Source organism: Secundilactobacillus sp. MJ173, from assembly GCF_059704265.1.
This window is the reverse complement of the sequence record NZ_BAAKGN010000060.1, coordinates 1-15,446: the sequence shown is the minus strand read 5'-3', so window position 1 is coordinate 15,446 and position 15,446 is coordinate 1. Positions and strand designations below refer to the sequence as shown.

Below are 15,446 nucleotides of genomic sequence, written 5' to 3'. Positions count from 1 at the left end.
TATATAGGTTAGGGTGAAAAATATGGAACGTACACGATTACTAGATGAGTACATTGATGTTTATATGAAGTCACTTAAATATCTTGATTCATTTGTGTCTGAGCCGGGGATAAAGTATAACTTGTCGTTTGAACAGTATCTGATTATGCATGATATTGCTCGGCAGTCTCACGTTACTTTAGCGCGCATTGCTGACAAACGAGGGGTGACTCGCAGCGCGATTTCTCGTCAGATTAAGGTTTTACTGAAGCTGGACTATATATACCAGCAACGTGATGATAAGGATCACCGCAGACAGTTTTTGCACTTGACTCCGCGTGGTCAACAAATTGAGGAGATATTATCAAAAGCAGCTGCAGATCGGTTCAATGGTTGGATCGATATTTTCGGTGAGAATCGGGCGATGGATTTACTGCAATTCATCCGTGCGTTTAGTGAAGCAGCCAGTTTGGAAAAAAGACCAAAAGCTAATTAATAGCAAACAAAAAGCATCATTTGGACTGTAGCGTTTTAAGGTTGCGGCTCAAATGGTGCTGTTTAGTTATTTTTCATCGAAGCTATCAACGACTTCAATGGTGTAGTTAGCACTATTGCTTAATAATTTAGAAACGGGACAGCGGTGTTCAGCTTGGTGAACAAAGTCCAAAGCTTGCGCGTGAGACACGTTTGGAATGTGAATTCGAGCTGTGACTAAAAAATCAAGGCCATCGGTACTCTTAACCATGCTGACATGCACATGGACCTGGGCTAGGTGAGGCAGGCCATTTTCTTTTTCGATGGCTTCCAAAGTAGCTGATAGGCAGGTGCTTAAAGATAATCCTAGTAACTGTTCCGGATTAGTTCCCGGGGCATCATTTAACGGATGGCTGACGGCTACTGCCAAGCCATTAGGAACGTAGGCAACGCCATTAACGCCGTCATTATTGATTGCTTCTGTCTCATATTTATGAATGTAGTGTTTTGTTTCTGCCATGTAAAAGACTCCTTTTGTTCATCATTTTAGAGGCTTAATACCCAAATTGCAACGTTGCCGACTCAACTATACCAATTATGATATTTTTAATTAAAAGTTTTTAAGTTTTGTTGACTTTATATTTTGCTTGACTAATCACACTTTGCATAAGAGCAATTTCATTATGGGTCGAGCTCGTCATTAAATCTTAAAATTATGGTGCTATAACTAGACCAATCAGGAGTGATGAGCTATAATTAACTCGTTGTAAGAGTTGGTTTGTAGGTCCTGAAGCTTTGGAGGTATCACTAATGAGTGTGATAAATTTTTCAGGCCACCCCGTAGTGCAGAAAGTTTTAGTGGAACAGTTTGATCAGCAAGGCAAAACTGTTGATCCTGAAACGATGGCACGCTTTCGGTCGATGGTACGCGCCCATACTGAATTGTTTGGGGAGCATGACGGTATGCGGAATCAAACAGATATCTAGCAACAATATAAGGGATAGTTATAATAAGCGGGATGATAGTCATCATCCCGCTTATTATGTAGTTAAACAACAGTGTTTAAAAAAAGAGTAGCTAGTTGCCAGCGGGTATTTAATCGTGGTTTAATAGCAATAGGGTGAAAAGGAAGCGATTAATTTGTATAAAGTTATGGTGGTCTTACACGACGGTGACGACTATATTCGCATGAACAAGGTTTATTTTGAAACCATGCCAGTTGCCGGGCAATACATCATTCATTCAGATGGTTTAGCATACGTAGTGGAAGAAGTGACTACTTTTGCTGGCTATGTAAGCAGCAAAGGCGCGACCACGATTTTGGTGGTTCACCAAGCACCACGCGATGCTGCGGTGAATAAACTATACGGTATTGATATTGAACGGGATCTTGATGATCCAGAGAATGATTAAAAAATCGTTAGTCTTGAAACTAAGAACAAGAGACGGTGTCATAAGTCTATTTTGGTAAGTATTTCAACCAATTTTTCAATCAAAATTAGTTATTATCGTGCTTGGGGTTCTGTATGTTGATATAGCCTAATTACGTGACAAAACTCAGATTCTGGCCGTTTAACCCAAATAATGCCTATTCCGCGATTTTTGCGGAATAGGCATTATTTGGGTTAAACTCTGGAATCTACCGAGTTTTGTCACAGCTTGCTGTTTTTTCGATTAAATTAAGTGATTGTCCTTAGGGTCCATGGCATAGTGATGAGCTTGAATATAACTGAGTTCTGCAGCATCAAATTGTTGCAGATCCTTCTTGGTAATTGGACGTAAATGGTCAAAGTCAAAATGAGGGTCTTTAAAGTCAGTAATTTCGGTTGTTTTCATTTTTTAACACTTCCTTGTTTTAAGTTGCCATCATTATACACAGAAAGTGGGTTAAAAGCTATAGAAAAATTCATTAAATTTAATATTGATACGATGACTATGCAGAAATGATAACGCTGTGACTTACTTTGTAGGCGTTTTCATTGATACTTTGATTTATATATACATAACAATGAATATTTTTAGACATAGATGACCTTGATTTTCCCGGTTGATGAAATTGAGTCATGCCGATTAGAAACAGTAAAATTGTCAATAACAATACGAATAGTTCAACTAAGACCTGTTTCATGAAATCCCTCCTTGGAAAGAGATAGGCTAAGTTAATCATTGTGTTGCAGATGAGAAGGCAGCAAGGAATGTGATAAGAGTTGATGCTAATTAGAATTTCAGCAATTTAGCCAAAACAAAAGCCTGATAGAAATGCCATCCTATCAGGCTTGCTAAAATCTTAAAATGGAGATGGCGGGAGTCGAACCCGCGTCCAAGCATATCGCCACCCGAACCTCTACGTTTATATTCAGACTATTTAAAGTTCACTGATCAATTCGCCGCCTGTCAGGGCCAAACATGAACAGCTAACCTGATTGATCTCTTCTGACGACTTCAGATGGGAGCCGGCAGCGTAAGCCCACTTAATTTAAGACCCGTATCAAACCCATGGGCGAGATTAGGCGGATCCTTACTTAGCGCTTATTAGGCAGCTAATGCAAGAGATTTTGAACTGTTATTTGCAGTTAAAAATTAGGTGAGGTTTTTTACGTAGACCCTCACTACGAAACGCAGTCCAGGCTCGACCTATACCTGTCGAATCCTTAACATCCCCAAAAAACTACAACCTATAGTTTAGCATATTAATCAGGACTTAGAAAGCTAAACGATTGCAGTTTCAGTGATTAAAACTCTGTAATGGCTTCATCCTCTGATAATTCTAGCCAAAGTGTTAATGCCTGTGGATTAAAGTTTGACCATGTCGACATATCACTATACGCGCGATCCAATAATGAACATTTCTTGTGCTTCTTAAGCTCATCGAACACTGACAGAGCAAATGTGTTTTCTTCCAGATCCGAAATAACGGTTGGTAAATGATGTTGCCATTCAGCAATTAAATCCTGAAAAATCAACAACTTACGGGCATTTTTAATCGTGTAATCTACCCCTTGAGTTCTCAAATCCTCAACGAAATCTTGATACTCCTGCATCACAGCGTCCCTGGCTTCAGCCCATTGCTGTGAATTATACGTTGGAAACTTCGACATGTTATCCCTTCTTACCTGAAATAAGAAACTTTTCTGTAAACCAACCAAGGCCCGTCAAACAATGACGGGCTTCATTAGTACCTATGACTCAGATTAATGAGTTTCAGCTTGTTTGTCAACACGAAATTTGACAGTACAAAACAGCTTTTTAGTGATTAATGTCAAGGCCGTTACAATCCGGTGACTACAACCGCACAGTTTAGTTACAATTCAGGAGTTATCATTGTCAGCCGATGTTTATCATGCTAAGTTGGAAATAAAGAGAGAGGGAGGAAATCATGACAATAACATCATCAAATCGTTTTACAAATCGTTTTACGCGAATCATTTTAATGACAGTCATTGGACTGTTAAGCATGTTTAGCCTCATGTCGTTAAAGCCTGCAACTGCTTCTGCCGCTACTTACAGTGTTGTTAGCAGTTCTAATATGACTAAAACAGCTTATCATCGTACTTCAAGTAAGGGGGCGGTTTACAATCTTAGCCACACCAAAAAGTTGGCTAACTTGAGCAGCTATCCGAATACAACTTGGTACGCAACTAAGAAAGTGACTCTAAAGCATGGGTCAACCAAGGCCATTTACTATGCTGTTAAGAACGGTGCTGGTACCGTTTCTGGATATGTGTGGCATAGTTATTTAACTAAGGGGAAGGCGCCTTTATCCCTTAAGTATGCCAAAGCAGCCGTTGCGATGAATGCTAAAACAGACAAGGTGTTATGGTCTAAAAATGCCAATACACCAAGAGCAATCGCCAGCGTTTCAAAATTAATGACGTTGTACTTAGTCGAACAGAAGGTAGCCAATACAGGTTCTACATGGAATTCTAAGGTAACGACCTCATATTCTGGGCTTAAGCGAATGGGGAACTCAAGCGTTTATGGTGGTTTCAAATTTACTCAGAATAGTTATACGGTTAAGCAACTTTATCAAGCAGCGTTAATTGAATCTTCAAACAACGCTGCGATTGCCTTGGGCCAATGGGTGGCTGGTGGCTCAACCCCATCTTATAACACCAAGTTTATTTCAATGATGAATGCTCAGGCAAAGAAGTGGAATTTAGGTAATGCCACCTATGTTTCTGCCAATGGTATGGAACAGTCCGCACTTCGCACTTACGGCTATTCGGTCAGTGGTGGTGATGCCAACATGGTTTCCGCTAAAGATGTTGCTTTGATTGCCAAACATTTGATTACCGACTATCCCTCAGTTTTGACTGACAGTAGTCGTGGTAGCCTGACAGTTGCTGGGCAGCTTTGCTACAACTATAATAATCTCCTACCTGGGCGCAAATACTATGATTCTGCCTTAAAGGTAGATGGGTTGAAGACGGGTTACACTGGCTTAGCTGGATATTGTTTCGTTGGAACGGGTCAAAAATCTGGTCATGATCGACTGATCACCGTTGTCTTGCATGATGAGGATGAATTCACTGAAACACGTTCACTCATGCAATACGTTTACGCAAGAAACTTGATTTAATTGGAGTAATCTTCTTCATCTAAAATAAGCGCTATCCCAGCAATCGGGATGGCGCTTATTTTTCTGTTGAAGGGGTAATGTTAATTATACAAATTAAAGTAGTTTAAAATGTTTGAGACCGTTGATAATTCCGTGGTCAATATTGGCAGTCGTCACAAACTCTGCGGCGTCTTTAACGGACGAAAGACCATTCCCCATTGCAATGGCGTGGTCAACCGCGTCAAACATTGGCAGATCATTGTTGCCATCACCAAAAGCGTAGGTGGGAATTCCCTTAAATTCAGGCCGAGAAAGCAAGGTTTGAATACCCGCTTTTTTCGAAACTCCTGGGCCAACAACGTCAATACTGTATGGTGTTTGTCTGAAAAAGGTGAGTTCATCTTTGAAACTGTCCAAGTAATCCTTATCGTTTTCATCAGTAGCAATGATCAGCATCATATGAACCGGATACAGCTGCCAGAAAGTAGGATCAATAATCGGTATTGGGTTATTAATATAATGGTAGACTTTTTTGACGTTATCATTCATTCGGTTGATACGATCGGTCTGATTATTCAATGTCGCGTAAGCATCATCGTGGTTTTTAACCAGCACAGTCAATCGTTTAATAACATCTCGCGGAATTTCGGTAACATCAACTGGTTTGCCATTGAGTACAATAAAGGCGCCGTTTGCAGAAACTAATGTATCAATTTGAGTCTGTTGAAGCACGTTCTTAATTTCGAAAATGTTACGGCCCGTTGCGATAACCGGTAAAATATCGTTGGCTTTCAGTTGCGTCACGGCGTTAATGACTTCAGGATCCAATTGGGTTTTATCATTCAGTAAGGTACCATCTAGGTCAAAAAAGACGATTGCTTTTGTCATGAATCAATTCACCTTTCCTGTTACTCTATTATTTTGATTGTAGCACATTCTTATATTAGATTTGTGATGAATAGTACACTTCGAGTATAATAAGAACGGTTGTATTAAATAACAGATTTCTATACGTCGCCTGAGTCATTGATGACGCACAAAAAAGTAAACACTATCATTTATATACTTGATAATCAGAACGGTTTTACCGCATCAATTTCAGTATAAGCAATCACTTAATTACGGAGGCTCAAAGATGAAAATATTGATGATTGAAGACAATAAATCTGTATCTGAAATGATGCAAATGTTTTTTAAAAAAGAGAACTGGGATGCTCACTTTGCGTATGATGGTGAGCAAGCGGTCCAGATGTTTAATGAGGATCCCGACAACTGGGATATGATTACGCTGGATCTTAATTTGCCGAAGATGGACGGCATGCAGGTTAGTGCAGAAATCCGCAAGTCATCGCCTACAGTTCCCATCATTATGCTCACAGCTCGTGATTCAGAAAGTGATCAAGTTTTAGGATTGGAAATGGGAGCGGATGATTACGTTACCAAGCCCTTTAGCCCGATTACTCTGATTGCTAGAATTAAGGCTTTGGATCGGCGTGCTAAAATTGGTGGTAAAATGACCGGTCATGAACCAGTGGCTGCTTCGGTGATTAAGGAAGAAGAGAAATTTGATATTGATACTGGCAAATTTCAATTGAATAGTAAGACGCGAGAAGCTTATTTAAACGGTAAGCAAATTAACGACCTAACGCCCAAAGAATTTGATTTGCTCAAGACGCTGGCACAAAAACCACGTCAGGTATTTTCCCGGGAGCAGTTATTGCAACTGGTTTGGGACTACGAATATTACGGGGACGAGCGAACCGTAGATGCCCACATTAAAAAGTTGCGGCAAAAAATCGAAAAAGTCGGGCCTCAAATTATTCAAACCGTTTGGGGTGTTGGCTACAAGTTTGATGATACAGGGGCTGACGAGTCATGAAACTGGTTTACCAGCAGCTACTTGCTTTGCTATCGATGATTGCTGTTGTATTAGTGCTTCTGGGTTTATCCTTTAGTAGAATGACCAAGGAATACGTCTATCAAAATACTTGGACGAGTTTGGAAAAATACGCGAACAGCCTTGTAGAACAGTCAGTTCGTGTTTCACCAGATAATCCTTCCCACGTGAGTTTTGATTCCGAATCATTATTGAATAGCGAAGTGCTGCTCCGGAATCAGTCTGTACATTTTACGGTTTATAACCGTGATAATACTGCCATTTTTCCAGATAATGTTTACATCTCAAAAATTAAGCATGCTGATTGGCAGAAATTACAGCAGGGGAAAATCGTTCAGAAGGTGACCGATCAGCAGACGCATACTGCTAGCGGTCAGCCTGAGCCAGCAATGACGGACATTTTAAAGCCGTATTTCTACACCGATAATCGCAACCAAAAGCATCTGGTGGCGGTTGTTAAGGTAGGGGCTTACGTATCAAATATTAATTCCAATATTGCTAAAATTAATGCTAACTTAACAAAAGCGTTACTGGTGGCAAGTATTGTAGCGATGTTATTGGCATTCTTAATTGCTCGTTATTTAACGTTGCGAATCGATCGGCTACGAAAGGCAACCAATCAGATTGCGAAGGGTAATTACGATGTTCAAGTACCTAGCAAAAATCGAGATGAAGTGGATGATCTCGCTAATGACTTCAATAATATGGCTCGTTCATTACAGGAGTCAAAGGTAGAAATCCAGCGTCAAGAACAGCGCCGAAAGGAATTTATGGCGGATGCGGCACACGAAATGCGGACCCCACTAACGACGATTAATGGCCTGTTAGAGGGGTTAGCATATGATGCGATTCCCGAAGAGAGTAAAACTGAAAGCATTGATTTAATGCGAAATGAAACGAAACGGTTGATCCGTCTAGTAAATGAGAACCTGGATTATGAAAAAATTCGGAATAATCAAATTATGCTTAATAAGCAGCAATTTAACGCAATCGATACGTTAAAGCGCATGGCTGAACAATTGGGGCAAAAAGCAGCGGCAAAAAACGATACCATTAGCATTCAGGGTGGTACGGATATTGAGGTTTATGCTGATTACGACCGTTTTGTCCAAATTATGTTCAATATCACTCAAAACGCCATCCAGTTTACTGAGAACGGTCAGATTGTTATTTTGGCTCAACGAGGTTATCAAGAGACCATCTTTAAGATCAGCGATACTGGTATTGGGATGACTAAAAAACAGTTAGCCAATATTTGGGAACGGTTTTACAAAGCTGATCCATCACGAACAAATACGAAATATGGTGAGTCAGGCCTCGGCTTAGCCATTGTTCATCAGTTAGTGTTACTTCATAATGGTAAGATTGAAGTGACGAGTAAGCCGGAACAGGGGACAACGTTTACGGTAATTTTTCCCGATGACAAGTCAGTTTAAAAAATGAACTTCTATTTAGAAAATGATTAAGAATGAGGGATTTTGTAAAAAATCCTTTTTTTTTTGACAAAATTCTAGTAAACTAGTGTAGATGAAAAGAGAATAAAGCGCTTTCAAAAACGTTTTAGATTATGAAAGAGAGAACGGAGTGAATTTCATGGCAATACTTTTAGCTTTAATCCCCGCGATTTGTTGGGGGAGCATTGGATTAATTAGTGGTAAGCTGGGTGGTACTTCATACCAGCAAACCCTTGGAATGACGGTAGGTGCCCTCCTTTTTGGGATTTTTAGCGTCTTTTATTTCCACCCCCATTTAACTGGTTTTGTTTGGTTAGTCGGAATTGCTTCCGGTCTGTTTTGGGCAGTCGGACAATTTCAACAGTTTCAATCAATGAAAGCGATTGGTATCTCAGTTACGGTGCCTGTTTCGACAGGGATGCAGCTTGTTTGTACAACTTTGGCCGGTGTCCTTTTGTTCCATGAATGGACAACAACCAGAATGTTAGTCTTGGGTACAACGGCAATGGTCGTTTTGATTGCTGGGATTGTCTTTACCTCTTTACGCGATCGCGCGAATGTCTCAAGAACGGGATTTAACGCAGGAGCAGGGGTACGAGCCTTAATCTTCTCAACAATTGGTTATACGTTGTATACTGTGATTGTCAATTCATCTGGTGTAAACTCAAAGGCTGTTTTTCTTCCTCAATCAATCGGTATGGTCATCGGTGCGTTATTATTCGCCGCCCGGAACAAACCGTTTGGTAAACCAATGGTAAAAAACATTGGCACTGGTTTAGTATGGGGAATTGGTAATTTCTTCATGTTCATGTCAATTCCTGCAGTTGGGTTGGCTATTAGTTATTCTTTGGCGCAAAGCGGAATTATTATTTCCACTTTCGGAAGTATTTTACTTCTTGGCGAAAAGAAAACGGGTCGTGAAATGGTGTATATTACGATTGGCTCAATTTTAGTGATTGTCGGTAGTGTTATACTGGGACTGTTAAAATAATTAAATTATGGTATAGTCCATTTATTTTTTCGGCGGAATCGTTTATAATGGGGTTTATCAAAATAAAAGTGAGGTACAGTTAGATGGCACACATTTCCTTTGACGCTTCAAAACTCGATAAATTTGTTCATGACAATGAATTGGGTGAAATGCAAGCGTTGGTCAACGCTGCAGACGAAGAATTAAGAACGGGTTCTGGCGCTGGTAGTGACTTTCGTGATTGGTTAACCCTGCCTAAGGATTATGACAAGGAAGAATTTGCTCGGATCAAAGCAGCTGCAAAAAAGATTCAATCTGATTCGAAGGTGTTAGTTGTAATTGGGATTGGTGGTTCATATTTAGGTGCTAAGATGGCCATTGATTTTCTGCACGAGACATTTTATAACTATTTGCCAGATGCACAACGTGAAACACCGCAGATTTTATTTGCCGGTAATTCACTTAGTCCCTCGTACGTTCATGACCTCATTAAACTAATTGGCGACCGTGATTTTTCAGTCAATGTGATTTCCAAATCAGGAACCACCACTGAACCTTCGATTGCTTTCCGAATCTTTAAGGAACTATTGGTTAAAAAGTATGGTGAAGAAGGGGCAACCTCCCGTATCTACGCCACAACTGATAAAAAACGTGGTGCCTTGAAGCAAGAGGCAGATGCTGCCGGTTACGAGACTTTCGTGATTCCTGACGGTGTTGGTGGTCGTTATTCTGTTCTGACAGCTGTGGGATTATTACCAATTGCTGCTTCTGGTGCAGATATCGATCAACTAATGTTGGGTGCTGCTGATGCTATGGATACCTATACTGATACCGATCTTAACAATAATGAAGCTTATCAATACGCCGCTTACCGGAACATTTTGTACCGGAAAGGGTTCACCACTGAACTGTTGGAGAATTACGAGCCTAACATGCAGTACTTTGCCGAATGGTGGAAGCAGCTCATGGGTGAATCAGAAGGTAAGAGTGAGAAGGGAATCTATCCTTCATCAGCGAACTTCTCGACTGATTTACATTCGTTAGGTCAGTACATCCAAGAAGGACTTCGTAATCTGATGGAAACAGTTGTCTTCATCGACAAGCCTAACCATGATATCGATATTCCTAAGGAAGATGAAAATCTTGATGGTTTGAAATACCTTGAAGGGGAAACCATGCACTTTGCCAATACGAAAGCCTTTCAAGGGGTGACGTTGGCCCATACTGATGGTAACGTCCCTAACATGAGTGTTCACATTCCGGATCAGTCAGAATATACGCTAGGCTACATGATTTACTTCTTTGAAGTAGCTGTGGCCATCTCCGGTTACCTTAACGGGATCAACCCATTCAACCAACCTGGAGTAGAAGCATATAAAACTAATATGTTTGCATTACTTGGGAAACCAGGTTTTGAAGAACTGGGCGAAAAGCTTAACAAACGCCTATAAAAAGTAGTTTAAACAATAGAACGTAAAAACAAGCGTTTAGCGAGTGAAGAATAAGGCGTAGGTAAGGAATCCTGATTTTGGATTTCTGATACCTACGCCTTATTTGCAACTATTTAACCTTAGTATATTTGATAGTATGTGACAAAATTCGGTAGATTTCAGAGCTTAGTGCAAAACGTGCCTGTCCTGGTGGTTGTAATAGTGATTTAATTATTATACATTCAAGAATATAAATTCTGGTCCTCAATTAAATAGGTTTTCTACTATTTGGAGAAAATATTCCTGAAATGCAAATTATTTGTGAACCTATGCCTTTTACAGGAAAATAAGGTCAACAAAAAAGCTTCAAAACACCGGTTTATCAGCGCTTTGAAGCTTACTCATTTTTCTATGCTGTTTCATAAATCACCCGCACGGGGATCGAACCCGTAACTCCGCCTTGAGAGGGCGACGTCTTAACCAATTTGACCAGCGGGCAAGGTTATCAATGACACCTATTTAAATGTCTTAACACAATATATTAATTTACACGATTTTAAGCTAAAAGTCAATGTATCTGATAGAATATTCGTCAGAGATTATTAATCATGCATTTTATCCCTAATTTACTCATTTTTGGTTGACAATAATTTCAAAAACCGCTAAACTATTATCTTGTCAGATAGTTATTGGGTATTCGCCAAATTGGTAAGGCAGCGGACTCTGAATCCGTAAGTTACTGGTTCGAGCCCAGTATACCCAATCTTATTTCATCCGTTATTGTTGATTTTAATTTATCAACGATGACGGTTTTTTATTGTTTTAAATGTATTCCATCAGTACTTTTTGAAGTTCAATAAATGCAAACTCAATTGACTGTCCGTATTCACAGATAGGCAAAAACAATTGTTTAACTTTTTGTTTTTTTCTGGCAATATGGGGGTATTTCTCTCGTACTTTTGATAGAGTAGTTGATACAGAATTTTGATAAGTGGGGGTTGCTATGATTTTTACTTGGGGCATCATCATTATTTTAGCTCTTGGCTTAATTTCGGGCTATCAGAGAGGTTTCGTATCCGTTGTGGTTTCACTGCTGGCTTACGTTGCGGCATGGTTAATCGCAACTGTTTTTAGTCAGACGTTAGCTAACTTCCTGTTCCACGCATTTACCTCCTCTAACTCAGTCACCGTTCCTGTTCCAAGAATGCTCTCAGGTGTTGTCTTTTTCGTGTTATTCAGTTTCGTGTATTCGATTATTCGGCGGATTGGTCGAGATCTTAATCTCATTACACGCTTACCACTGATTCATTCAGTTAATGCCTTAATTGGTGCTGCGCTAAACTTTATTGTGCGGTACCTGCTCATCTTTTTAGTGCTTAATCTTTTATTGCTTTTCCCAAATGAATGGATTCAATCACAGTACCAGATGTCGCCTGTTGCGCAGAACATTGTTAAAAAAACACCAGTAATGTCCAAACAGTTAATCCAGTCTTGGCAGCAGCACTACGGAAATTAAAAGAAATATCACTGCATCATTAGGAAGGAAGCAGGTTATATGCTCACGTTGATCGTACTTGGTCTCATTATTTTCTTTGGCCTTCGTATTTTTCTTGGCCTTTTCGGCTGGTTGTTTCGAATTTTAGGCATTCTGATCGTCGGTGGTTTGATTTTAGCTTTTGCGTCGTCCTTTATTGGAATTTTTGCGATTATCGTTGTGGTATTAATGGGAAGCTGGCTGATCAGTGCCTTTTCTAACTAAAGCTACAGGGTAGGGGGTTGTGACAGGCCCTATATCGTAGGTATTTCAAGCAAATTTTGACTAAAATTAGTGACGACTTACCAATCTAGCTACGCGCTAAAGCTCAGATTTCTGCATATTAACGCAAAATAAAGCCCATTTCGATAAAGTTCGGAATGGGCTTTATTGCGTTAAATTTTGGAATCTACCGAGTCTTGGCACACACTCAATTATTCAAAGGAAAGGTCTAAAAGGTATAAATCTTGATGTTTTAAATGGCTAGTTGTGACCCACACTTCACGAAAATCAGGTTTTGATTGTTTCGTTAATTCATAGAAATGATTAAGCAGGTCACCATATTCACCAACGAATGAGTCTGCTAAGAGATTGACACTTAGATGATCACTCGGAAAATAAATTTCAGGATTCGATACCTTTACACTATCTGGAATGCCGACGGTGACCGTATTAGCGTACTCTCGCGGATTAAAAATCACACGGTCTGGATGACGCTGAACAAAGGTGAGTACGTTATAAATTGAATCAGAATTACTTGCCAAGTAATTAACCTCTTTTCCCTCTATATGCATTTTGGTGCATTGACATTGTAGCAGATGTTAGAAGAATGTCGCAAGGGATTCGACAGTTGCAACAGAAGTCTTTGGTGTGCTTGACACCTTGAATGAATCAGCATACAATCTATTAAAATTAAAGAACAACATTCATGCATTTTTAATAATAAGGAGTGGTTGATGTGGCAAAGGCACCAGCACCATCAGAAATTGATTGGCAGAATTTAGGGTTTAATTATATGGATTTGCCGTATCGATTTTTAGCGCACTATCAAGATGGCAAATGGGACGACGGTGAACTCACTGAGGATGCAACTTTACATATCAGTGAAGGATCGACTGGATTACATTACGGTCAAGCTGATTTTGAAGGACTCAAAGCATATCGGACTAAAAACGGTGACATTCAGTTATTTAGACCGGATCGTAACGCTGCCCGGATGCAAAAGAGCTGTGAGCGGTTGTTAATGCCACCATTTCCAGAAGATAAGTTTATTGCGGCGGTAAAGTCGGTTGTGAAGGCTAATGCTGACTACGTACCACCGTATGGAACTGGCGGGACGTTATACTTGCGGCCATTGATGATTGGTGTTGGCGGCAATATTGGGGTTCATCCTGCGCCAGAGTATCTGTTTACAGTGTTTGCGATGCCCGTTGGTGCTTATTACAAGGGTGGGGTCAAACCTACTAACTTTACGACTTCGTATTATGATCGCGCTGCTCCTCACGGCACTGGTCAAAGCAAGGTGGGTGGTAACTATGGTGGTAGCTTGTTGCCTGGTGATGAAGCTCATAAAGCAGGTTTCTCCGACGTGATTTATCTCGATCCAGCAACCCATACTAAGATTGAAGAGGCTGGTTCAGCAAACTTCTTTGGGATTACCAAGAACAATGAATTCGTTACGCCTAAATCAGATTCAATCTTGCCAAGTATCACGAAGTATTCTTTGCTTTATTTAGCGGAGCATAATCTCGGTATGAAGACAGTAGAAGGCGACGTTTACATTGATGATCTTGACCGTTTTACGGAAGCTGGTGCTATGGGTACAGCGGCCGTTATTGCACCAATTGGCGGCATCGAATATCAGGGTCAACTTCACGTCTTTTACAGTGAAACCGAAGTTGGTCCGGTAACGCAGAAACTTTATGATACGTTAACCGGAATTCAATTTGGGGATGTAGAAGCGCCCGAAGGTTGGATTCAAAAAGTCGAACTTTAATTTTAATCGATTTAGTAAAGATGAGGCCAGTTGCTTTCCCAGTTTTGAGGAAGTTGCTGGCCTTATGTTATTCTAGAGAAAAGTGTGTAAGGGAGTCTGGAAGTTAAATGTATGAGAAAACGGTTCAAGCGATAACTGAGCTAGTTAATGACGGAACAGTTCCGGGTGTGAGTTATGCCTTTATTGATGATCAGCACGTACAGACAGGCTTATACGGTGCTGAGGCCTTAGTCCCAAGCTATGAGCCCTTAAGACCCAATCAACTGTATGATTTGGCGTCTCTGACGAAGGTAGTGGGTACCGTGAACGTGATTTTACAGTTGATGGCTACTGGAAAGCTTGCGTTAACGGATAGGGTTCACGATTACCTGCCAGCTTGGCAGGATACGCGTGTAACGGTTAGGCATTTGCTGACCCACACTTCAGGAATAACGGGCTATATCCCGCACCGGAATAAACTTAGTGCAAAGGAACTGCATGAGGCTTTATTGGGGATGCATGTGGGCGAGAATTTTGAACAAAAAATGGTGTATTCGGATATCAACTTCATTTTTCTGGGGTGGATTGCTGAAGTCCTTTTAGACAAGCCCATTCAAACACTAATTACTGAGAATGTTTTGCAGCCATTAGGCATGAATAATAGTACTTTTCAGCCTGCTGACCCAATGCAGTGTGTACCAACTGAACTATCGCCTACCCGAAGTCTAATTCGCGGTGTGGTCCATGATCCTAAAGCGTTTGTGTTGAAATTCCATTGTGGTTCGGCAGGACTTTTTAGCACGTTAAACGATTTGATTATTTTTGAAAAGGCGATGCTGGGAAATAGCGATTTACCAATAACCACTGAACAAAAGGCTGAATTGCTAAATGATCAGACACCTCTGCATCACCAATGGCGGTCATTGGGTTGGGCGCTTTTAGAAGCAAAACTACCGACACCGCACCGTTGCATCTGGCATAGCGGCTATACTGGAACTTGTTTGGTGTTAGATTTACAGACTCATCAGGGGATGGTGTTCTTATCTAATCGCGTTCATCCTAAGGCACCCAACGAAGCGTTTTTGGCGCGTAGAAACGCCATTATTAACACTTATTTAAACGAGAAAAGCAGTTTTGTAACCATAAAGTAAATAGTTCAATTATGGAATGTGGA

Annotated in this window: 17 protein-coding genes, 2 tRNA genes and 1 other RNA gene; 13 read left to right on the top strand and 7 right to left on the bottom strand. The window is 40.4% G+C overall.

From position 1 onward, the window contains the following. Positions 1-22 precede the first annotated feature (22 nt). The gene (locus tag AC6H04_RS09115; protein WP_497571366.1) at positions 23-475 is read left to right on the top strand and encodes a MarR family winged helix-turn-helix transcriptional regulator; all 453 of its coding nucleotides are present in this window, start codon (positions 23-25) and stop codon (positions 473-475) included. Positions 476-541: 66 nt separating this feature from the next. On the opposite strand, the gene AC6H04_RS09110 is transcribed toward AC6H04_RS09115, so the two are convergent. Continuing rightward, a complete protein-coding gene (locus AC6H04_RS09110) occupies positions 542-973 on the bottom strand; it encodes an OsmC family protein (RefSeq protein WP_497571365.1) in 432 nt (143 codons plus the stop codon). Between the two features lie 290 nt (positions 974-1,263). Between AC6H04_RS09110 and AC6H04_RS09105 the strand changes: the two genes are divergently transcribed. Further along, complete coding sequence (locus AC6H04_RS09105; RefSeq protein WP_497571364.1) at positions 1,264-1,440, top strand: hypothetical protein; 177 nt, start codon at positions 1,264-1,266, stop codon at positions 1,438-1,440. Positions 1,441-1,594: 154 nt separating this feature from the next. After that, positions 1,595-1,867, top strand: coding sequence for a LysR family transcriptional regulator (locus tag AC6H04_RS09100; RefSeq protein WP_098826024.1), 273 nt, complete (start codon positions 1,595-1,597; stop codon positions 1,865-1,867). 261 nt (positions 1,868-2,128) lie between these two features. Here the strand turns inward: AC6H04_RS09100 and AC6H04_RS09095 are convergent, their stop codons facing one another. The 3 genes from AC6H04_RS09095 to AC6H04_RS09085 form a co-directional block, all read right to left on the bottom strand. Further along, a complete protein-coding gene (locus AC6H04_RS09095) occupies positions 2,129-2,290 on the bottom strand; it encodes a hypothetical protein (protein WP_497571363.1) in 162 nt (53 codons plus the stop codon). Between the two features lie 454 nt (positions 2,291-2,744). Next, positions 2,745-3,116, bottom strand: a transfer-messenger RNA (tmRNA) gene (gene ssrA, locus AC6H04_RS09090). A 70-nt stretch (positions 3,117-3,186) separates the two neighbouring features. Next, a complete protein-coding gene (locus AC6H04_RS09085) occupies positions 3,187-3,552 on the bottom strand; it encodes a hypothetical protein (RefSeq protein ID WP_497571362.1) in 366 nt (121 codons plus the stop codon). Positions 3,553-3,908: 356 nt separating this feature from the next. Between AC6H04_RS09085 and AC6H04_RS09080 the strand changes: the two genes are divergently transcribed. Further along, the gene (locus AC6H04_RS09080; RefSeq protein ID WP_497571473.1) at positions 3,909-5,033 is read left to right on the top strand and encodes a serine hydrolase; all 1,125 of its coding nucleotides are present in this window, start codon (positions 3,909-3,911) and stop codon (positions 5,031-5,033) included. A 93-nt stretch (positions 5,034-5,126) separates the two neighbouring features. On the opposite strand, the gene AC6H04_RS09075 is transcribed toward AC6H04_RS09080, so the two are convergent. Then, on the bottom strand, positions 5,127-5,900 hold the full coding sequence (locus AC6H04_RS09075; protein ID WP_497571361.1) for a Cof-type HAD-IIB family hydrolase: 774 nt from the start codon (positions 5,898-5,900) through the stop codon (positions 5,127-5,129). A gap of 247 nt (positions 5,901-6,147) precedes the next feature. On the opposite strand from AC6H04_RS09075, the gene AC6H04_RS09070 reads away from it, so the two are divergent. The 4 genes from AC6H04_RS09070 to AC6H04_RS09055 all read left to right on the top strand — a co-directional run bounded on the left by AC6H04_RS09070 (position 6,148) and on the right by AC6H04_RS09055 (position 10,784). Next, positions 6,148-6,891 (top strand): response regulator transcription factor, encoded by a 744-nt coding sequence (locus AC6H04_RS09070; RefSeq protein ID WP_497571360.1) that lies wholly within the window; start codon positions 6,148-6,150, stop codon positions 6,889-6,891. Next, positions 6,888-8,345, top strand: a complete 1,458-nt coding sequence (locus AC6H04_RS09065) for an ATP-binding protein (protein WP_497571359.1) — start codon at positions 6,888-6,890, stop codon at positions 8,343-8,345. The genes AC6H04_RS09070 and AC6H04_RS09065 overlap by 4 nt, the downstream gene beginning before the upstream one ends. 157 nt (positions 8,346-8,502) lie before the next feature. Next, on the top strand, positions 8,503-9,354 hold the full coding sequence (locus tag AC6H04_RS09060; RefSeq protein ID WP_497571358.1) for a GRP family sugar transporter: 852 nt from the start codon (positions 8,503-8,505) through the stop codon (positions 9,352-9,354). 83 nt (positions 9,355-9,437) lie between these two features. Beyond that, complete coding sequence (locus AC6H04_RS09055; RefSeq protein ID WP_497571357.1) at positions 9,438-10,784, top strand: glucose-6-phosphate isomerase; 1,347 nt, start codon at positions 9,438-9,440, stop codon at positions 10,782-10,784. Between the two features lie 405 nt (positions 10,785-11,189). On the opposite strand, the gene AC6H04_RS09050 is transcribed toward AC6H04_RS09055, so the two are convergent. Continuing rightward, a tRNA-Glu gene (locus AC6H04_RS09050) sits at positions 11,190-11,262 on the bottom strand. A gap of 191 nt (positions 11,263-11,453) precedes the next feature. Here AC6H04_RS09050 and AC6H04_RS09045 point away from each other — a divergent pair. From AC6H04_RS09045 to AC6H04_RS09035, 3 genes are all read left to right on the top strand, one after another. Continuing rightward, positions 11,454-11,526: transfer RNA gene (locus AC6H04_RS09045), tRNA-Gln, on the top strand. A 240-nt stretch (positions 11,527-11,766) separates the two neighbouring features. Continuing rightward, positions 11,767-12,279, top strand: coding sequence for a CvpA family protein (locus AC6H04_RS09040; protein ID WP_497571356.1), 513 nt, complete (start codon positions 11,767-11,769; stop codon positions 12,277-12,279). A gap of 39 nt (positions 12,280-12,318) precedes the next feature. Continuing rightward, positions 12,319-12,522: a hypothetical protein gene (locus AC6H04_RS09035; RefSeq protein WP_497571355.1), complete on the top strand. Its 204-nt coding sequence runs from the start codon at positions 12,319-12,321 to the stop codon at positions 12,520-12,522. A gap of 209 nt (positions 12,523-12,731) precedes the next feature. On the opposite strand, the gene AC6H04_RS09030 is transcribed toward AC6H04_RS09035, so the two are convergent. After that, complete coding sequence (locus AC6H04_RS09030; RefSeq protein ID WP_497571354.1) at positions 12,732-13,061, bottom strand: hypothetical protein; 330 nt, start codon at positions 13,059-13,061, stop codon at positions 12,732-12,734. 194 nt (positions 13,062-13,255) lie between these two features. On the opposite strand from AC6H04_RS09030, the gene AC6H04_RS09025 reads away from it, so the two are divergent. Beyond that, positions 13,256-14,293, top strand: a complete 1,038-nt coding sequence (locus tag AC6H04_RS09025; RefSeq protein ID WP_497571353.1) for a branched-chain amino acid aminotransferase — start codon at positions 13,256-13,258, stop codon at positions 14,291-14,293. A 107-nt stretch (positions 14,294-14,400) separates the two neighbouring features. Then, the gene (locus tag AC6H04_RS09020; RefSeq protein WP_497571352.1) at positions 14,401-15,423 is read left to right on the top strand and encodes a serine hydrolase domain-containing protein; all 1,023 of its coding nucleotides are present in this window, start codon (positions 14,401-14,403) and stop codon (positions 15,421-15,423) included. Positions 15,424-15,446 lie beyond the last annotated feature (23 nt).